The sequence below is a fragment of the Paenibacillus xylanivorans genome, assembly GCF_001280595.1.
Classification (GTDB): Bacteria; Bacillota; Bacilli; order Paenibacillales; family Paenibacillaceae; genus Paenibacillus; species Paenibacillus xylanivorans.
Window position 1 is genome coordinate 209,294 of the sequence record NZ_LITU01000078.1, and the last position, 20,094, is coordinate 229,387.

At 38.2% G+C, this 20,094-nt stretch carries 20 protein-coding genes; 16 read left to right on the top strand and 4 right to left on the bottom strand.

What is annotated here, in order from left to right; all coding sequences use genetic code 11:
- Nucleotides 1-199 precede the first annotated feature (199 nt).
- The 14 genes from AMS66_RS25675 (at nt 200) to AMS66_RS25740 (ending at nt 12,326) form a co-directional block, all read left to right on the top strand.
- Entirely contained in the window at nt 200-838 is a 639-nt protein-coding gene (locus AMS66_RS25675) for a 5-formyltetrahydrofolate cyclo-ligase (protein WP_053783477.1), read from the top strand.
- Between the two features lie 15 nt (nt 839-853).
- Nucleotides 854-1,357 carry a cyclic pyranopterin monophosphate synthase MoaC gene (moaC, locus tag AMS66_RS25680; RefSeq protein WP_330219355.1) on the top strand — a complete coding sequence of 168 codons (504 nt, stop codon included), beginning with the start codon at nt 854-856 and terminating at the stop codon, nt 1,355-1,357.
- A 37-nt stretch (nt 1,358-1,394) separates the two neighbouring features.
- A complete protein-coding gene (locus AMS66_RS25685) occupies nt 1,395-1,880 on the top strand; it encodes a MogA/MoaB family molybdenum cofactor biosynthesis protein (RefSeq protein WP_053783478.1) in 486 nt (161 codons plus the stop codon).
- Nucleotides 1,881-2,083: 203 nt separating this feature from the next.
- Nucleotides 2,084-2,332: a twin-arginine translocase TatA/TatE family subunit gene (locus AMS66_RS25690; RefSeq protein WP_053783479.1), complete on the top strand. Its 249-nt coding sequence runs from the start codon at nt 2,084-2,086 to the stop codon at nt 2,330-2,332.
- A gap of 78 nt (nt 2,333-2,410) precedes the next feature.
- The gene (gene tatC, locus AMS66_RS25695) at nt 2,411-3,193 is read left to right on the top strand and encodes a twin-arginine translocase subunit TatC (protein ID WP_053783480.1); all 783 of its coding nucleotides are present in this window, start codon (nt 2,411-2,413) and stop codon (nt 3,191-3,193) included.
- 455 nt (nt 3,194-3,648) lie between these two features.
- The gene (gene groES, locus AMS66_RS25700) at nt 3,649-3,930 is read left to right on the top strand and encodes a co-chaperone GroES (protein WP_024630746.1); all 282 of its coding nucleotides are present in this window, start codon (nt 3,649-3,651) and stop codon (nt 3,928-3,930) included.
- 73 nt (nt 3,931-4,003) lie between these two features.
- Nucleotides 4,004-5,635 carry a chaperonin GroEL gene (gene groL, locus AMS66_RS25705; protein WP_053783481.1) on the top strand — a complete coding sequence of 544 codons (1,632 nt, stop codon included), beginning with the start codon at nt 4,004-4,006 and terminating at the stop codon, nt 5,633-5,635.
- Nucleotides 5,636-5,772: 137 nt separating this feature from the next.
- Nucleotides 5,773-6,684 (top strand): tyrosine-type recombinase/integrase, encoded by a 912-nt coding sequence (locus AMS66_RS25710; RefSeq protein ID WP_053783482.1) that lies wholly within the window; start codon nt 5,773-5,775, stop codon nt 6,682-6,684.
- 1,210 nt (nt 6,685-7,894) lie between these two features.
- Nucleotides 7,895-9,190, top strand: coding sequence for a hypothetical protein (locus AMS66_RS25720; RefSeq protein WP_053783484.1), 1,296 nt, complete (start codon nt 7,895-7,897; stop codon nt 9,188-9,190).
- Between the two features lie 503 nt (nt 9,191-9,693).
- Nucleotides 9,694-10,002: a hypothetical protein gene (locus AMS66_RS25725; protein WP_053783485.1), complete on the top strand. Its 309-nt coding sequence runs from the start codon at nt 9,694-9,696 to the stop codon at nt 10,000-10,002.
- Complete coding sequence (locus tag AMS66_RS34165) at nt 9,995-10,144, top strand: hypothetical protein (protein ID WP_236703630.1); 150 nt, start codon at nt 9,995-9,997, stop codon at nt 10,142-10,144. Before AMS66_RS25725 ends, AMS66_RS34165 begins: the two co-directional genes overlap by 8 nt.
- A 60-nt stretch (nt 10,145-10,204) precedes the next feature.
- Complete coding sequence (locus AMS66_RS25730; RefSeq protein ID WP_053783486.1) at nt 10,205-10,681, top strand: hypothetical protein; 477 nt, start codon at nt 10,205-10,207, stop codon at nt 10,679-10,681.
- A gap of 9 nt (nt 10,682-10,690) precedes the next feature.
- On the top strand, nt 10,691-11,005 hold the full coding sequence (locus AMS66_RS25735; RefSeq protein WP_053783487.1) for a hypothetical protein: 315 nt from the start codon (nt 10,691-10,693) through the stop codon (nt 11,003-11,005).
- A gap of 685 nt (nt 11,006-11,690) precedes the next feature.
- A complete protein-coding gene (locus tag AMS66_RS25740) occupies nt 11,691-12,326 on the top strand; it encodes a hypothetical protein (protein WP_053783488.1) in 636 nt (211 codons plus the stop codon).
- A gap of 60 nt (nt 12,327-12,386) precedes the next feature.
- On the opposite strand, the gene AMS66_RS25745 is transcribed toward AMS66_RS25740, so the two are convergent.
- Nucleotides 12,387-12,623 carry a hypothetical protein gene (locus AMS66_RS25745; protein ID WP_053783489.1) on the bottom strand — a complete coding sequence of 79 codons (237 nt, stop codon included), beginning with the start codon at nt 12,621-12,623 and terminating at the stop codon, nt 12,387-12,389.
- Complete coding sequence (locus tag AMS66_RS25750; protein ID WP_053783490.1) at nt 12,623-12,868, bottom strand: helix-turn-helix domain-containing protein; 246 nt, start codon at nt 12,866-12,868, stop codon at nt 12,623-12,625. Before AMS66_RS25750 ends, AMS66_RS25745 begins: the two co-directional genes overlap by 1 nt.
- Before the next feature lie 184 nt (nt 12,869-13,052).
- Between AMS66_RS25750 and AMS66_RS25755 the strand changes: the two genes are divergently transcribed.
- On the top strand, nt 13,053-13,487 hold the full coding sequence (locus AMS66_RS25755; protein WP_053783491.1) for a hypothetical protein: 435 nt from the start codon (nt 13,053-13,055) through the stop codon (nt 13,485-13,487).
- A gap of 147 nt (nt 13,488-13,634) precedes the next feature.
- On the opposite strand, the gene AMS66_RS25760 is transcribed toward AMS66_RS25755, so the two are convergent.
- Together AMS66_RS25760 and AMS66_RS25775 are read right to left on the bottom strand one after the other, a co-directional pair.
- Nucleotides 13,635-16,670, bottom strand: coding sequence for a hypothetical protein (locus tag AMS66_RS25760; RefSeq protein ID WP_053783492.1), 3,036 nt, complete (start codon nt 16,668-16,670; stop codon nt 13,635-13,637).
- Nucleotides 16,671-18,077: 1,407 nt separating this feature from the next.
- Nucleotides 18,078-18,644 carry a hypothetical protein gene (locus AMS66_RS25775; protein WP_053783495.1) on the bottom strand — a complete coding sequence of 189 codons (567 nt, stop codon included), beginning with the start codon at nt 18,642-18,644 and terminating at the stop codon, nt 18,078-18,080.
- Between the two features lie 509 nt (nt 18,645-19,153).
- On the opposite strand from AMS66_RS25775, the gene AMS66_RS25780 reads away from it, so the two are divergent.
- Nucleotides 19,154-20,086 carry a HamA C-terminal domain-containing protein gene (locus tag AMS66_RS25780; RefSeq protein WP_053783496.1) on the top strand — a complete coding sequence of 311 codons (933 nt, stop codon included), beginning with the start codon at nt 19,154-19,156 and terminating at the stop codon, nt 20,084-20,086.
- The last annotated feature ends 8 nt before the right edge of the window (nt 20,087-20,094 follow it).

Consider the following 20,094-nt stretch of genomic DNA (forward strand, 5'->3'; position numbering starts at 1 on the left):
CGATTAGGAGTGCCTGGGGCGTGTAGTCTTTTTGGTCAATCAATGATAAACTGAAAGAAGGCATGTTATTACATGAGGATTTTGCAGAAAATGAATCATTTTAACGATTCCAACACGATGACAACTGGTGCATAACATATAAATTGTTTTAAATGAGAGCTAGTTTACCTTCCCGATCAACAGGAGGTTATTCAAGGACATGCAGGATCATACGGAACAGAAAAGCCGCCTTCGTTCCAAGCTGAGACAGAGCCGGGATCTGATGGATGAAAGTACGCGTCAGCAGGTGATGACTGAGATTAATGTGGTGACGAAGCGGGAGCTGGAGCGTCTTAGACAGGACAAATGGAAGCTGGGTAGCAAGCAGCTTATGATATTCAGTTATTTGTCTTATGGAAGCGAAGCATCCACAGCCTTTTTATTTGAAGAGGGCTGGAAGCATGGAGATAGGATGCTCGCACCGAAAGTGCAGGCAAATCCGGCTCGAATGGAATTGCGACGTGTCCTGGGTGAACAGGATATTCAGCCGGGAATATGGGGGATACCTGAACCCAAGAATTCCTGTGAACTGCTGCAACCTGAGAGCTGGCCTGATATTGATCTTGTCATAGTACCGGGGCTGGGATACGACCTTCATGGAGGGCGCATTGGTTACGGCGGCGGTTATTATGATCGTTTTGCCGAGACACTTGCAGCAAAGTGTGCGATGACCGACAAAAGACCACTGATGGCTGCATTTGTATTGCCGGGCCAACTACAGGACGAAATTCCGATGGACCCGCTTGATCTGCGGATTGACCTGTTGATGACAACCGAAGGTATATTACATATCGAATAAAGGGTTGTGATGTGATTGAGTTCAGAAGCGAATAACGACCAAGCTTCGGGCACTAAACTGACTCATTTTAATGAACAGGGACGTGCTCGGATGGTTGATATTTCGGGTAAGGAAAGTACCGTGCGCACAGCTGTGGCGGTATCCAAAGTGACGATGAATCCGTCTACACTTGAAGCCATTCGGGAGGGCCGCATCGGCAAAGGTGACGTTCTGGCTGTGGCTCAAATTGCCGGCATTCAGGGCGCGAAGAAAACGTCGGACTGGATTCCGATGTGCCATCCATTGGCATTGACGGGTGTGGATATCCGTTTTCATGACAACGGTGTCGATGAATTGCAGATTGAAGTTACGGTCAAAACCGAAGGAAAGACAGGTGTCGAGATGGAGGCGCTCACGGCGGCGTCGGCAGCGGCACTGACGATCTATGACATGTGTAAAGCCATGCAAAAAGATATGATTATCGGTCCAACCATGCTGAATTCCAAAAGTGGTGGCAAAAACGGCGATTTCAGCCGATAAGGGACATTTATTTTCATAGAGGAGAAGGGTGATCTTTATGGTGTGGAGAACAGCAATCCTGACAGCCAGCGACAAAGGGGCCCGCGGGGAACGTGAGGATACGAGCGCCCAAGTGATCCGGGAGCTTGTGGAAGAAGAACTGGGTGGGGAAATCGTGGAGTACCGCATCGTTCCGGACGAACCCGATGAGATTATCGCGGCTTTGATTGAGATGACAGATTATTTTCACGCTGATTTGGTATTGACCACAGGGGGTACGGAGCTTGCGATTCGTGATATTACTCCAGAAGCGACCCGGCGGGTTATTGAACGGGAAGTTCCAGGCATGGCGGAAGCCATGAGATACAGTGTCATTGGCAAGAATCGTTCTGCGATGCTGTTCCGTGGCGTATGCGGCATTCGAGGGCGTACATTGATTGTCAACCTGCCAGGTACGCCGAAGGGTGTGCATGAGCATTTGGCGGCCATTATGGACCAACTTCCAGAAGCACTGTTAATGGTTACGGGTCAGTTCAAGCAATAAGTGAGAAACGGCTATAGTAGCAGGTGTGAAATCAAGCTGGGAAAATGATTGGATGTCGAGGTCTCTTTTGTGAATAATGTGGGTTATGTAAGTGGTTACATCTATGGTATGATTGACATAATTCAAAATGAAGCAAAGACATCCATGAGCATATGGCCAAGCGTGTGCATCTTTGAAGCTTGAAACGAGGAGGAATAATATCAATGTTTAGTTCCATTGGACCAACAGGTTTTATTTTGCTGGCCGTTATCGCGTTGCTTTTGTTTGGACCCAACAAGCTTCCGGAATTGGGGCGGGCAGTCGGACGCACTTTCCGTGAATTCAAAGAAGGCGCACGTGAGATTATTTCGGATGATGATTCATCCAGTCGCAAGGAGCAGGAAAAGGCGAAGCCGCTGGCCTCTGAGATTGCATCAGCAGACAAGCCTGAGGATAAACGCCTGCCGGAATAACTTTGACGGCAATGAAAGAGAAATCCCTTCCTGCCGGAAGGGTTTTGTATTTTAAGCTGGCAACAATGGGGGGCAGGCATGACGCAGCAGAAGGAAGAAATGACGCTTACAGAACATTTGAGTGAGCTGCGCAAGCGGTTGATTTATGTGTTGAGCATTTTTATTTTGGGGCTGGTGGCAGGTTTTCTGGTGGCGGATCCAGTGTATCAATATCTGACGAAGGCTGAGACCGCTCAGGGTTTTGTCTTGCATGCATTCTCGTTCTGGGACGGAATTGGGATCTACATGAAGATTGCTGGTCTGTTCTCACTGGTCATTACGCTGCCATTTACGGTGTTTCAGCTCTGGAAGTTTGTCAGTCCAGGTCTCCGGCCTCGTGAGCGGAAAGCCACGCTGCAGTATGTACCTTATGTATTTCTGTTATTTCTGATCGGGTTGGCTTTCTCGTATTACGTTGTTTTCCCGATGGCACTTTCTTTTACTTCATCGATTACGGAAAAAATGGGGCTTGTCGAAACCTACGGAATGAAGCAGTATTTCAGCTTTTTGTTTGGAATTGTACTGCCGGTATCGCTATTGTTCGAACTTCCGTTAATCATTATGTTCCTAACAGGACTCCGGATATTGAACCCAATCCGGCTTCGCAAAATGCGCAAAGTCGCGTACTTTGTCCTGATCTTCATTGCGGTTGTTGTTACGCCGCCTGACTTTATATCCGATTTTCTCGTGATGATTCCCTTGCTTCTGTTATATGAGATCAGCGTGTTTCTGTCTGGCTTTGTGTATCGCAAACAGCTTGCAGCTGATGCAGAGGCTGAATCACGTTACATCCGTGCCGAGGATAAGCAGAGTGTAGTATAACAAGAGAGAAACTTCATCTCCCTTTTGAAACGGTTAATTATCTTGTATGATGCCCGGCCCGGAATAAGGCGATTAGTTCTTACCCGGGTCATAAGGGCAACAGATTATATTACAGCTTATATAATCAGATGGACGGGACAAGCAGGCATATTATGTTTAACAATGGATACAATGGAAAAGGGCTGCCTGAGAACGTTGCAGGAGGACCAATGGATTCTGTGGAATAAGTTATATGATATTTATGACATTTGCGCAGGCAAAACGGGTGTTAATTGGTCGGGTCGGTGTAAATACAACGTAAAATCTCGCAGGAATTCATGAAAAGGACTTGAAATCATGCTTCAAGTTGAAGTATCATAAAGTTGGTTGTTAGCACTGAACACTGTCGAGTGCTAATACATATGGCTACAACCTACAATGTAACGTTATATAATTTCAAAAGGAGGCTATTTTTCATGATCAGACCTTTAGGTGAACGCGTATTGGTAGAACCACTGGAGCAAGAGCAAACAACTTCTTTCGGGATCGTACTGCCGGACTCCGCTAAAGAAAAACCGCAAGAGGGTAAAATTATTGCTGTTGGCGCTGGAGTATTGAAAGACGGAGTACGTGTAGCTCTGGAAGTGAAAGAAGGAGATCGCGTTATTTTCTCCAAATATGCCGGTACAGAAATCAAGTTCGAAGGTAAAGAATATTTGATTATGAAAGAAAGCGATATTCACGCGATTCTCGACTAATTCAAATTTAATCGGTTAACCGAACCATATAGCAGTACCATTTTACAACAAAAACTAGGGAGGTTTTCTTAACATGGCTAAAGACATTAAATTCAGTGAAGACGCTCGTCGCTCCATGCTTCGTGGTGTGGATGCATTGGCTAATGCAGTAAAAGTAACACTCGGTCCTAAAGGTCGTAACGTGGTTCTGGAGAAAAAATTCGGAAGCCCGCTTATTACGAACGATGGTGTAACGATTGCTAAAGAAATCGAACTGGAAGATGCATTCGAGAACATGGGTGCACAACTGGTTAAAGAAGTAGCAACCAAAACAAATGATGTTGCCGGTGACGGTACAACAACTGCAACTGTATTGGCTCAAGCGCTGATTACAGAAGGTCTGAAAAACGTAACTGCAGGCGCTAGCCCAATTGGTATCCGCAAAGGGATCGACAAAGCAGTTAAAGCAGCGGTAGCTGAATTGCAATCCATCTCCAAACCAATTGATTCCAAACAATCCATCGCACAAGTTGCAGCAATCTCTGCAGCTGATGAAGAAGTAGGCGAACTGATCGCTGAAGCTATGGAAAAAGTGGGTAAAGACGGCGTAATCACGGTTGAAGAATCCAAAGGGTTCGCTACAGAGCTTGAAGTGGTTGAAGGTATGCAATTCGACCGCGGTTACATCTCTCCATACATGATCACGGATACGGACAAAATGGAAGCTGTTTTGGACAACCCGTACATCTTGATCACTGACAAAAAAATCTCCAACACGCAAGAAATCCTGCCTTTGCTTGAAAAAATCGTTCAACAAGGCAAACCGCTTGTATTGATCGCTGAAGATATCGAAGGCGAAGCACTGGCGATGCTGGTTGTGAACAAATTGCGTGGTACATTCAACGCTGTAGCTGTTAAAGCTCCTGGCTTTGGTGACCGTCGTAAAGCAATGCTGCAAGATATCGCTGCCCTCACTGGTGGCCAATTGATCACGGAAGAACTGGGTCTGGACCTGAAATCCGCTGTTGTGGAACAACTGGGTACAGCTCGTCAAATCCGTGTAACCAAAGAAAACACAATCATCGTTGACGGTGCTGGTAACAAATCCGATATCGATGCACGTGTAAGCCAAATCCGTACACAACTGGAAGAAACAACTTCCGAGTTCGACAAAGAGAAACTGCAAGAGCGTCTGGCTAAATTGTCCGGCGGCGTAGCAGTAATCAAAGTCGGTGCGGCTACTGAAACAGAATTGAAAGAACGCAAACTGCGCATCGAAGATGCCCTGAACGCAACTCGCGCTGCGGTTGAAGAAGGTATCGTATCCGGTGGTGGTACAGCGCTCATGAACGTATATAACGCGGTTGCAGGTGTAGCCCTGTCCGGTGACGAGCAAACGGGCGTAAACATCGTCCTGCGTGCTTTGGAAGCACCAATCCGCACAATCGCAGCTAACGCTGGCGAAGAAGGTTCCGTAATCGTGGAACGTCTGAAAAAAGAACAAACTGGCGTAGGCTTCAACGCTGCGACTGGTGAGTGGGTTAACATGATCGAAGCGGGTATCGTTGACCCTGCGAAAGTAACACGTTATGCATTGCAAAACGCTGCTTCCGTAGCAGCAATGTTCCTGACTACTGAAGCGGTTATCGCTGACAAACCAGAACCTGCAGGCGCTGCTGGAATGCCTGACATGGGCGGTATGGGTGGAATGGGCGGCATGATGTAAGGTCATTGACCTTATCTCATGTGTCTAGCAGAGCAAATTTTCGGTCAATTTGATTGAGGGTTTGTGAAGCAGTCACTGTTACAAATTATAAATGATACAATGACCACTTCTTAATATCTTATTAAGGAGTGGTTTTTGTGTTGTTGAAATTTGCATTTCAGGATTTTTTGGATGATCGTAAGTTTAAAAACACAACGAAAGTGAACATCCGTAATTACCTAACTATGCTGGGCGAGTTTGTTGAGTATTGCAATGAGAACCAAGTTGTTAATGTAGAGGATATTACGACTTCGACCATTCGAAGTTACTTATTGAAGTGTCAAGACAAAGGAAATAATGCAGGCACTATTAATACTAAGTTGATGAGAATTAGAGCGTTTTTTAACTATATGGTTGAATGTGAAGTTGTTAAACTCAGTCCAGCTAAGAAGGTTAAGTTACTCAAGGAAGATGTAAAAATTGAAGTGTTTAGTGACGAGCAGATCAATCAAATGTTGAATTTCTATCGAAGAATTAAGCGGAGAGAGAAAAGCTACTGTGCTTATCGAGACTACATGATTATTGTAACCATACTGGGAACGGGAATAAGACGTGGAGAGTTGATTGGGTTAAAATGGTCGGATATTGACTTAGAGAATCAGTCCATATCAGTTTTTGGTAAGACTAGAAGACGAGAGACGCTGCCGCTCACAAGTAAGCTGACGAAGGAATTCCTGGCTTATAGAACCTATTGTAAACAACATTGGGGTAAAGGGAATGAATTTGTCTTTACCAAGCGTGATTATACTAAACTTACGGAAAATTCATTAATGCTAATGTTTAAGTATCTTCGTCAGAAAATGAACTTTCCGAATGTTCGTGTATCGCCTCATACTTTCAGACATACATTCTGCCATAGACTTGCCATGTCGGGAATGAGTGCATTTGCAATTCAGAAACTAATGAGGCACCAAAATATATCGGTGACGATGAAATATGTAGCTATGTGGGGGAATGAGCTTAGGGAACAGAATGATCGGTTTAATCCACTTAACAATTTAGATATTTGATTAAATAAGTTTTTTGGCTATTTTGTGTGATTTTGTTCTGCTCTTATATAAGTATATATAGGATATTTTCTTTTTATATAAGAGAGGAGGAGCATTAGTGTTCGAGAGAGATTATGTTGTACTACAGATATGACTTTAATAGTATTCAATAAAGATGAACTAAGAAATTGGTTTCATTACCCTTTGACGTGCCAGAATGGATTCTAAAGCCACTAAAGTGTCCTGATCACATTTATGCTTTATTGCTGATAGGGCTCAAATGGATGAAAGTGAAAGCTTATACGTTAGGTCTTGTGAGTGTCCCCTTTACTTCTCATAGCAGATAAAGTTTCTTTCTGATCATGTTGACATAAAGGGATTGCTTTTTGTCTATGGCTGTTTTCTTTCCGTCTCTGACTTTAAGTTTACCACTTTGCTTGTTATTTCATGAAAATTCAGTCCTTCTTGTTGGTTAGTATTTTTTGATATGTATAATTTTTTTTATGATGCGTGGATATTAAAGTACATTTATATAACTATAATAGAGAGGTTTGAACTCGGGGGTGGTTTACAGTCGAAATTGACTCTCCATGCCCAATAATAGCCCCGAACTAATACACGCTAATTCTCTAGATTGATATTTCGCGATACGAAAGGGGGACAGCATTTTGATTCGATAATTAGAATCTTTCTATGGATTCTTTAAATATCTATTTAGTCAATTACGAAACTCTTTTAAAAAAGCTCGTGCTCTACGAAATACTAAGAAAGAGTTTCGTAGAGTTTCAGACTTTACGAAACTAAAACACTACGAAACTTTTCTAAAAAATCTCGTATTCCACGAAAGGCTACGAAAGAGTTTCGTGGAATTTCAAACATTACGAAACTGAAACCGCTCCAAAAATTAAATGTGATCCAAAAACCAGTAATTAATCTCTAAAAAAACACTATATAAAGCGAATGACTCCGAGAAATCGGAGTTTTTTTATTTTTGTTCCTTATATCACAGATTCACAAAATTATGAAAGAGAGATGATGGTTATGAATGACAAGAAATTAAGGGGAGCATTACAGAGACTACAGCTGAAATATGGGAAATCAACTACCTTCGTTGCTTACAACATAGGAATCTCGCGAAAGCATCTCTCTAAATGGTTGAACAACGAATCATGTGTGGTCTCTGACAGTTTAAAGACTAAGTTGAATAAGTATATTAAAGGAGAGATGTAATATGACAACAATAAACGTTATCGATGCTCCATGCGGATATGGTAAAACATCGTGGGCTATTCAGTATATGAACTCTGTTCCACTTGATGAATACAAGTTTATTTATGTGACACCATTTCTTGATGAGGTTACTAGAGTCAAAGAATCAGTAGTAAACAGAACTTTTTATGAACCACATGATAAACATGGGGACACTAAACTAGATGATTTACACAGATTACTTGGCGAAGGAAAGGATATTTGTACTACACACAATTTGTTTATGAGATCAGATGATCACACAAGAAAATTGCTTCAAAATAATAAATATATTCTTATACTAGACGAGGTGCTGAATGTCATTAAACAAGTGGAATTAAAGAAAAATGACTTGGAGCTATTGAAGAAAGCTGGAGCAATAAGTTTTGAGAAGAGAGAGAATGGATTAGAATACATTCAATGGCATGAGCATTTAAACCACGAAAGTAGATTCAATGATATAAAGAGGATGGCCCTATCTAATTCTTTACTACATTATCAAAATTCAGCCTTAATATGGTCTTTCCCAGTTGAAATTTTCAGCTTATTCCAAGATGTTTATATACTGACATATCTCTTTAAAGGGCAACTTCAAAGATATTATTTTGATTTATACCAATTACAATATAAATATTTATCTGTTGTATTTTCAAGTGGAGTTTACGATCTTGTACCATATGAAAGTAGGAAAAAATTAAATAAGACCTTACTGGCTGAGAAGATGGCAATATATGAAGGTGATCTAAATGATATTGGAAATAAAAGTAGTGCTCTGTCGTATAGCTGGTTTGGAAATGCTGAAAATAAAAAATACTTTGAAAAATTAAAGAACAATGCATATAACTATCTAACAAATAAAAGAAAGGCAAATAACACTAATGCACTTTGGACAACATTTAAAGGTGGAAGTAAGGAAAAGATTAAGAAGCTTGTTGCCCCAAAATCATACGCAGATTCTTATATTTCAGTTACGTCCAGAGCAACGAATGAATATAGAGAAAAATATAATCTAGTATATTTAGCAAATAGGTATATGAGACCGATAGAAACAGGTTTTTTTAGACAGAATGGCATTACAGTAGATGCTGATGCTTGGGCATTGTCTGAACTTATACAATGGATTTGGAGAAGTCGCATTCGTGAAAATAAACCAATAAATATTTATATCCCTAGTAGACGAATGCGGGGATTATTACAAAGGTATTTAACTAGTGAAGATTTTGAAGAAGCCCCAATGAATGCGATTATTAACGAACCACCAAGTGACTGGCATCTCTAACACACTAGGCAATAGTACTGCCTAAGTGCATAAGAAAAACCCAATAAACATAAGGGTTTTTAAATCGAATCCTTAAGAGAAAGTGTAAGTAAACATAATATGAGTAATAACCATGCGAGTCGATGAGCGTAGCGAAACGACTCGTGGACAAGGACAAACGCGGAGCGTTTGCCGCGGCAGGCCTTTTTAGTATACAGTACTTTCTTTAGTTTCTTTAAATTATATGCTTATTTAACAAAATATAGTAATTTTAAAGTATCTATGCTATCATGTCGTTATATGCATGCTAAAAGAAAGAGATGAGCGAATATGAATTGTTTCATATACCTATATTTCAAATCTAACTTATATGTTTGTGAAAAAGCAGAGAGGCTATTATAGCTTCTCTGCTTTTTTATTTGGATTATTGGTTCGCTACTTTCTTTGGCACCATAAGGAGGTGGCTCTAGCGGGCATAAAAACTAAATCCCAATAACAGTAATCTTGAAAGGACTGAGTTGTACATGGGAAATAATAAGAAAAACAGTAGTTTGAACTTTTTTAATGGGGATCAGATGTTTATAGGAGAAATATCAAAAACACCCGCTGTTGGCAAGATATTTACCAGAAGAAAAGATTATTTAATGGCTGTCCAGCAAGTCAGGGAATCAGGCGAATTTCTTGGTTTAACTAATGAACATAGAAGTTTAACTACGCTAAAACTTTTAACAGGACAAACTGAAGTTGATATCGTCGAAAGAGAAGACTGCGTTTTTCTTAGTGTTTGGCTGAAAGGAAGGGAAGGACATTACTGGATTTTCTGGTTTGACTGATACAAAAGGGCTTGGTTTTTATAGTTTCCTAGTGGGTTATAAACAGAATCCATCCATTCTTATTTCTCTGATATGCAATGAAACAAATGAAGAAACTCTTGTTTTAGGTATAAAAAAAGTCAATTTAAAAACTCTCCCATAAGGAGATAACTTTCAATAACTAAATAAAATCGGAATTTTATTTACAAGGAGGTAATCAAGCGTGACTAGAGATCAACATAATAAACAACAAGCAAGACATTCAAAAGCTAACAGAACTAAATCGACAGCATATGACTTTTTATTTGTAGCAGAGAATAACGAATATGATGAAATATACAAAGGTTATATAGATGAGCAAGAGACAGATCCTCTTCAAAGTGTAGAAGAAATATGGGGGATTCTTTACGGGGAAGTTGGTATTGAGAAACGAAAAGAAAAGTATCAAGAACACAGAGAAAACAATGATTATGGAAGTAGTGATATAATTGAATGTCCAATGTGCGGCAATAATGAAGTTCCAATTATTGATATTGAAGTTAATGTAAAATTGAGCGGGATTGTTTTCAAATCAATATCCTTGCAGGAAGCTAGATGTACAATGTGTAATGAATTGTTTTTTTCAGAAAGTACAGCTAATGCATTGATGAGACTTAGTAGTGTCTTTGATAAATTGTTTCCTAATATTGAAAATAAATGAGGTGAAATCATGGAAGATGACAGTGTTATTAAAGAAAAAATTAAGCAGCTCCAAGAAGAGGTTAGAATATTATCTGAAAATGTAAGTTTAGCTTCTTCTATTACTAATGAACGACTTATTGCTATTGAAAAATTAATGTGGAAGATTGAGAGGAAGCTGATAGATCAAAAGAATTTCTTGAAGTTACTATCTAGTAATGAATTGATAGATAGATTAGTGACGTCGAAATACGAACAAAGTAGAATCAAACCCTTCCATTTGGAAAGTGAAGAGTATCAACAGTCGAGTATAGATGCCATGTACGATGATGATGATGATGACTAAGTAAAATGTAGATCGTATAGAACGCATTACAAAGTTTCTACAGAAGATTATGTCAATGCACATTTTGGATTCTTTACAAAGTGTAATGATAGGCAACTTGAAGCTTTGTTGTAGAGGTTTTCAGGAGCGAATGGAGAACGAGCTGTGATACACGTTAAAGCTTGCTTTGTATGCTTGGTTAGTCTTGAATTAGAGAACGTCTTTAAAGGCTTAGGGGCTTTGAGAGTTGGATGTACAGTTACTTCTTAAGAAAGTTTACTATATACATCCATTCAAATTTGAGTGGATGTATGAGTTTTATAGTTATTGAAAATCTTCAGAACATCGTTAGCAATGCGGAACACTAACTTAATTTCCTCTAATGATCATTCTGAAAATTTTCATAGTACTAAATCAACTAAATCCCACGTGGGAAGCACTTTTTTCAATGTTTTCATTTATATGATATGTGCGCCACGTTCCATATCCGAAATGATGTAATGTGAAAACCTGATTTTTCCGATAATAATTACTGAGTGTATCCCTTCTCCTTTCATAGAGTTCTGATACATTCAAATTTATTAAGATCAGATGACATAAAACCACGCTGTTCATAATGAGCTTAGGTGAGAAGGAAGTCTCATTTACTCTACTTAAAACAGAACTTTAATTGAAATGATTATATGAACGATTTGGAGGAGTATAGGTGAAGAGAATTATTGTGTTATTCTTTATTGTTTTTCTTACTGCATGTGGTAATTCGCAGAATTCATCGCAAGTAATTGATAATATTGATGAAACGTATGGAATTACGGAGGAAGAAGCTTTATGTAATACAGATTTATCACTTAAAGATCAAGTTCTGTGTATGATAGATAATCAAATGTACTATGAAGCTATTGAAACTATTGAGTCAAGTGGTATTAAAGGTGATAAATTTCTAGAGGTAATGAGATCATACTCAAATTTATTTTTAGAAAGACCGTCATTAGAAGAATTGGAAGCATTCCAGAATGAGTTTCTATCAGTTCACTCTAAAGTCCTGAAACTTTTAGAAGCTAATGAAATTGGATTAAATAGAATGAGTACCATGACAGGAAATTTAAAAAGTCTATTAGAAGCTAGATCGAATCAAGCAATTAACGAGAATAACAAGGCGAATGGATACGTTGAAGTTTACATTGGAATGACAGCAGAAGAATTAAAAAATTCAAAGTTATGGGGGGAACCAGATACTGTGAATAGAACCACTACTAAATATGGTGTAAGTGAGCAGTGGGTATATGGTAACAGTAGATATGTATATTTAGAAGAGGGTATTGTAACTTCTATTCAAGAATAAAAGGGAGCACCTCCAGTAGATTAGATCAACTGGAGGCGTTTTAATACTTAGTAACAGATTTCAATCTACTTCAACAATCCTCTGTTTTAAATACTCCTCTTTTGTCCCGTCACAAATCCCCAAGTCAAGCTCAAGATGGAATAGGAAGTCCGTAATAGCTTGGTGTTGATCGTCAGTCAGCGTACTATCCGTTTGATACCAATTGAGCAGAGATACTAAACAAAAATCTTTCGGTATGAATGCTCCTGATTCGCTTTTTACAACTCCGAGTTCAGCAAGTATTTTGTCTGAGATCATTATTTCTCCTCCACAGTCTTTTCAATTTGAATAACAGTGAAGAGTTCAACCATTGTAATACTTAGATAACCACAGATATTAGCTAATAAGGTCGTAGGAAATCGCGCATCCTCGATTTTTCCATCAACCATTTTGTAAATAGTTCCTATACGTGCCCCTGTGTCTTTGGAGAGTCTATATGCAGTAACATTCTTCTCTTCGAGAATCGTTTTCAAATTACAAATCAAGGTGTACGTACTATCCACATTTATTCCTCCCAAGTGTATTAAAAACCGACTATTGACATTAAACGTCTATAGTCTTATAGTGGGTATATAGCATATAGTCATTAAACGACTATAATCGTAAAACGATTATATCATCTTATTAAAGGATTGTATATACATATCCTTACTTTCCTATTGCCAAAACCAATATTAGGAGGAAAAAATGGTCGGAATCGAAGTTGATACAATAAGTGGATTGTTATTGGAATTAGGGTTTAAAGGTAGAATATTACGCGATCTACGTGACATTATAGTAGATGAAGAAACATTGTACACATTCTATAACTTCATTCTAAAAAATGAGGAGGAAGAGGGGAGAATAACCAGTCTGCTGCTTGTATACAAATTTAAGAAGCTCATGCAGGACAAGCAGTCATTTGCTGATTACCATGATTTTGAAGAAGCTTACAACTCAGCACATGAATTAGTCGATAAAAGGAAAGTGCTTGAACGATTGTTTTGTTCGGAATCAAGTGATCTAGCGAAAATATTGCTGTGGCTCAAATATAAGATGATTTCGCGTAGAGAACTGTATCAACTGGTTGTTAATATAGAAGCAATTACTCAGTTGGGGAAATGCTTATTCTTATTGATTTAATTCATATTTCATTAGAAGCAAGTTTTTGTGGAGATAAATATGTAGTCGCCTTAGATTAAATTTTTTTCAGGTACTTACAATATGCTAAAAGAGTAATCCCTCTCTTGTTATAGAACAACGAAAGAGGGATTTTGCATTCATATATAATTAATTCAGATCAATTCTCGTTCCAACAATCTTTATGCCACGTGGAGTAATTTCTATATAATTATTCGAATCTACTTCAAGCGTTATCTTCGTGTCAGATTTAAGTTTGAGGTTATCGCCAATAGATTCAAGGATAACTCCATCTGAACCATCGCGATTAAACCAAAGTCTGCGACGGTTTCCGTTAGTCGCTTTATAATCAAATTTGAATGCATCGTTATCTTTGATAATGTAACCAACCTCGTTATCATTTAATGTATTGCTACCTAAACCCATTTTAATTGTAGGTATGCCATTCAGACTTCCTGTCGGGTTATCTAAATAAAGAGCCATTTTCTCTTCGTCGATACTTGTGCCGTTTCCTGAGATAAACTTGATAAATTGATCTTTAACCCAAACATAATCCTGCTTGTTTGTATTTTCTAGTGTGCGAACAGAAGATACCGTCAATTGGGAGATGTAGGAGCCATCAGAAAGTTTTACTGGGTCAACATCATCTTCTGAGATGATTAAACGTTTTGCCCTCAGAGAGCCATCCTTATTAATCCAAAATCTTGGTTCACCATTAACATCAATAGCAATACCTTCATTGGCATTTAAACGAATTTGTTCGCCATTCTTACCATTAATTGTGATACCATCAAGCCAGTCGAATACAATTGCATCTCCAAGTTTAGCATCGAGGATTCTCAGCTTTCTTGTACTTAGCTCATCAGCGAACAGATTGCCTTCAAGGTCAACGTAGAATCGCTTCTCCCATAATGGACTTCCAGCAGTACCAACATTCTTCTCAATCTTAATGCCTTCTGTTGCATTCAATGTGGTTCGATTCATCATGTTACCTCTCGTCACCACAATGCCATTCTCGGCGTCTATAACTGTGTTATTGTAGTTTCGACCCAACTGCAAAGAAGACTTCTCAAGGAAGTCTGCAAGTTTCGCTCTGGCACCTTCGTATGCTTTGAAGAAATTCTCCCAAACTGAATGGAACTGAAAGCGAGTTGAACGAAGGTCGTTTATGATATGAGTTGTTTTATTCATGTCTGCAAACACTGGATTCATGTATGAGTTTAGAGCATTATAAGATGAGACTAATTCACTACCAGAAGCTTGTAACTGACTTCTGGCATCATCCAGACCGTAGTAGGAAGAATCCCTATCATTATAAATGCTGGTTGTGTACCGATTTATTTGCTCGTTTAGGGTCACATACTGTTCGGTAATAGTCTTATACTGATTAGCTAACACGATCTTCTCTTGAGACATAATCACGTCATCTAGAATGATAGAATCCAATACGCTAAAGTCAAAGTTGAGTGCGTCTGCATCAAGCAGAACACCTCCAGCTTTTGTTTCAATACGAAGTCGTTTTGCAACCAAGTCTTCAGCAATCAAAGTTCCATCTTCGTAACTTGAGTTTCCGATCGATGCATACACTTTATTAGTCCACTTGTTGTTTTCCCACTTCTGTAACGCCAAACCATTGGTTGCATTCAAAACTGAGCGATACTTACCATCGTTTCTCAATGCAATGAATCCATACTCACCGATTACAACGTTGTTATAATATTGTCCCATGTTTAGACCGGAGTAAAATTGTGCATCCTCAATTTTGTTCCGAAGGTTCTTCTCTTCGTCATAATATGTTTTGAACTTCAAAATGAACTCTGCACGATCTGGAACCTCGCTTGTTTGTTCCGTTTTGGGGGAATTAACATTTATTTTCAAAGGTACTTGTGTCACGATTTCTATATACTGAGAGATATAATTCAACAAAGCAAAATAGGCATTTGTCAAAGGGTCAGTTGAATATAGATCAATCGTACTTGGAGACTTGGAAAAGAATTGAGCATTGATATCGAATACATCATCTCTTTGGGAGCGTTTGTATTTATCAGCTTGCTCAAGCATTCTGTGGTATCCAGCTTCAATTTTGTACAGTTCAGTGATGATCTGCATCTTTTCCATAGTGGTCAGCTTGTTGTCCATTACTATATTCTTGAAGTCTCCGATATCTAAGTAGTTATTTTCGGAATCAAGAATAACATCACCAATGTTGTTAACAATTTTAATGTTCTGAGCAACCAAATCATGTGTATATAATGTTCCATCACTTGGATCAGCCCACATGAGCTTTTCCCAACCATCAGGGTGTTTGGTTAAATCGGTTGTAGCTCTATCAATAACGAATCCTTCTCGATCATCAACTTTAACTCTTGTAATATCATTGAATGACCAGAGTCCGAATACATCTGGATTCTCGTTGACCAAACCAAGCTTCATGACAACTCTGCCATTTCGATCAAAGATTTCACCTTTGGAGCCTTGGAATTTCAGAACACCGTCCTCATCTTCGAGTGAGAGATTCGTACCCATGAAAACTTTTCCGTAAATGCGTTCGCCTACGATTAAGTTCTTATTGAAATAATTCGACAGAACATTTACGTTAAACATTTTTAAGTTTTGTGGCTCTTTAATATGATGTGTGAGGTAGGTTTGTATTCCTTCTTTATTTATTCTAAATACAGAAAGTTCCCCACCAATGCCTTCATATGCAATGCTGTCGAATACTCTTGCATAGGTTTCCTTAACAGTTTGACCCTGAAATATGTGTGTGCAAGCAACCTCATACGCTTCTTTGGTCTTAATTCCTGCGGTTAGAACATTCGTTCCACCTAAAGGAATATTACTATAAATCACTGGTATGAAGTCATTATATGGTGATAACTGATTAACTATAGTTTGTGTTCCATCATGCTCACAAACTACAATTTCAATGACCTGTCCAGAATACCTATGGAGGATAAGTTCTCTTAGCTGTTCAATGCCTCTGTTTACTAACTGCTGATATTGTTCCATGACACTGTAGCAGAAATTCAATTCACCACTGCAAAAAATCATTCTATTGTCTACCTGGTATAGCTTTACTGCCTTCGTATCGATTCTGTACAGTGCTCCATTACTTTGAACCGAAGTAGCGGTATCAGAGCCAATAAATATATCATTTTTTGTTTGGATAATTGTAGCGTTACTCATTCAATCACACACCCTTTTACTATATTTATACAAGAAAATGCCTATGAGTTTTTAACGCACTCATAGGCATTTTCTGTATGCTGTTTTTCTAAATCATTCTATTAGTGAACACTTTGAGTTTTGTTTTTAGCCGATCTGAGATTACATATGACTCATTGTGCAGCCACCGAGACAAATGCTCCCTTGAAACTCCTACATTATGAGCTATAAAAGCTGTTGGCGTTCCGAATCTCTTATGTACGTTAAATAATGCTTCTCGCAAATCCTTGTCATTCATATAAATCAACTCCCTTTCTTATCTTCGTGAACTTGTGATATTAACAAGAAAAAATAAAACCTTCAGAAACATCTCTGAAGGTGGTTCACTTTAAATAGTGATTCTTGATTGAGTATTTCAGCCTTTTGGCAAAGAATTTTTCTGAATAGAAGGTTTGCACCATTGTTTTTCCATAGCCTGGTCATGAACATGTCTAGTGGATAAGATTATTCAGGATGATTTTAGGAGATAAGTAGGAGGGGATTGATATGAGGACAGCGTGTAGCGCCTTAAAAAGGACCGCGGCACTTTTCTAGGTTCTGGAAATAGTGCAAAACCCAAAAGTGAGGAATTTCGCCCCTCTTATTTAAATAGAATTATAATATATATATAACATTATATTTATGATAGAGGGGCGAAATTCCTTACTTTTAGAAAATGCACTTTTAACGTCACATTTCTTTAACGATTCGCAACAATCAACTGTGCACTATTACTTAGTTGAGTGACTCTTTATGTGACACATAGGACGCGTTTCATTTAGTAGGCGTATTAGACGAACAGAAGTGGGTCTACATTCCATTGCAAGATATAAATAGAATGGATGGAGAGTGTGGGGCAACAAATCGATCTTAGAGGTCTTCAAACGCGTTGGGATTGTTGTAACATATTTTTAGGGTTTTTACTTTTGATGTGGAGTGTTGATGTTTTCGTATAGCTAAACCTAAAGGGAGATACTTCTACAAACCCTTGGGTGGGCTTGATATGATAAGAGTTCTCCCTCTACCTGTCCTCCGAACTGTTGTGAAAAAACTTCCGTATAAATTTTTATGCGATACGAAAGCGATACTTGCATCCTCAATGAAAATACAAGGACGGAGCCTTAAACCTTTGGATTTGTTTAAAGTTTTTAAAAGAGAGTTATGCGAGTCACACTTTGTTATCACTTTTCACATAATCACAATTATATGAAAAGACCTGACAAGGGGAGGGGATGGTTTACAGATGAAAACAAATTTTTGTGATTTTCAAACCCACTAACACATCCCCTCGGCAACTGACCGTTAAATTCGACTCCATAAACGTCAAAAAGCCCACTCGACGACACGAGAAGGCTCTCTCGTATAAATGCTGTTTAACTATATTCCTTGTCAAGAGCGTAGAATTAAATCTTCTTTCATTCTGCATAAGAAGTTTTCAATATGGTGGGCAGTCAGATTTTGTAATTCAATGGGAAAAGATTCCTTTGGTAAATAAGGATAGTTGCTATCATTACAAAAGTATTTAATCCTCTTATCAGATGGGGTTAAATTCAATAACCTTTTTGCTCCATCTTCTGCACCTCTATGTAGATAAACAACATCCGGGTATAAATGATAATATGCACCAAGGCGTAATGCCGTATCATAAACTGACAGCGCACCAAAGCCTTTTATTTTGATACGGTAAATGACAATAAGAATTTCATCAAAACTATTGCACTGATTAAGTTGATCTATTATTGCTTGGTCAAGCAACTGCTGGGTAACCTCTTCAAGTACACCCTTATCAAGCTGCGCTTGGTGAGAGTCACGTTTACGGTTAGGTAAATAACCCCAAACGGCATCTTTGATGTGTTCCTCTATTTTTTTATATTTACTTCGAAAATCACTCAACTTCCATTCTTCGTAACTAGCCATGTTCTTTTCGTATTGATTAACAAGAGTAGATAATATCATAAAATCACTCCTCATCTAAAAATACACTTATATTATAACTATAACTTAGGATAGAATGACATGCTCCCAGCAAGCAACAAATATATTTTAGGATACGAAGAGGTGTTTCATCTTTTTGTGTAGATTGAACCCTGTGAAATAAGTAACGTTGTTTGTTTACGTAGTAATACACTCTTTGTTTTAGTCATGCCGTGGCTCCTAATTAACGTTATTAGGTTTTATCCATAATATTATGGGAAAAGTGGAGTCGTATAAGGGGGGGGAGAGATTACAGTTGAAGTCGAATCTTTTTCTGCCAATAGCCCCCGTACACCTTCTCTCAGTAATCCGACCTCCACTTATGAACGAATTGATTTTTTTTGATAGTTATTTTGTACAGTCCTATAATTTGTAAAACCAATTAGACGACACAAGTAGCTAGAATATGGTATATTTTTGCTATACAACTCAATAATCTAGGAAATAAGACTTACTTAATTAATCTTATTTACGGAAAAAGGGGGCCAGGAATGACTATCAATTCTACTCAAATACACGGCGTTGAACACCTTTTGACTCATACTGAGTCATTTATGAATCATGTCCACATATTTAATCAAAGCTTTAATTTGTTACCTGACAAAAATCATTTTGGAACATGTATTAATTATGTTGATTTGCAAGAATTTCGCGAAGAATTTTTAGAGGAGCTAGTTAATACAATTTGTGAATGGGTTTATAGTGACGAAAAATCTAAATCAATAATAAATGATGTTTTTATTAAAGAAGAGAACAGAACAGTTCAGAATGCTCAATCAAAATTAAGAAAAATCGCTTTAAAGTATTTTAGAGATCGTGATGATAGAGATTTAAATCTTCAGGGTCAATTTGGTGAACTCTTGCTATTCAACTTCGTCCAACATTTTTTTCGTGCGGTTCCCTTGTTGAGAAAAATGCCAATCACTACTTCTACAGGTCATGAAAGATTCGGTTCTGACGCAATTCATTATAAATACGAAAATGGAAAAAATCTGATTTTTCTTGGTGAGTCGAAAATTTATACGAGAAACTATAGATTCAGGCAAGCTTTTGAGAAATCTGTTACAAGTATAATATCAACATATGCAAGTCATAGAAAAGAATTAGGCTTATATACCTATGATGATTTTTTAGATAAACAACTAGTTGAAATAGCGAGACAGTATAAACGAGGGGTGTTGAAAAATACTGAGATTCATATGGTTTGTTTAGTTGGGTATAATGAAACTGGTCATATTGGTGGTGATAGCGAAGATGCCATTAAAGCTAACATTGAACGAGTTTTAATAGATAAGTGTAATAATTTAGATAAAGCTTTTTTTGATGGAGTAACGCTACCTCTTCTTAATAGAATAAGTTACATACTATTCCCGGTCTGGGAACTCGATAAGCTTGTGGAAAGCTTTCAGAGTGAAATAAGATAGGAGAGTTT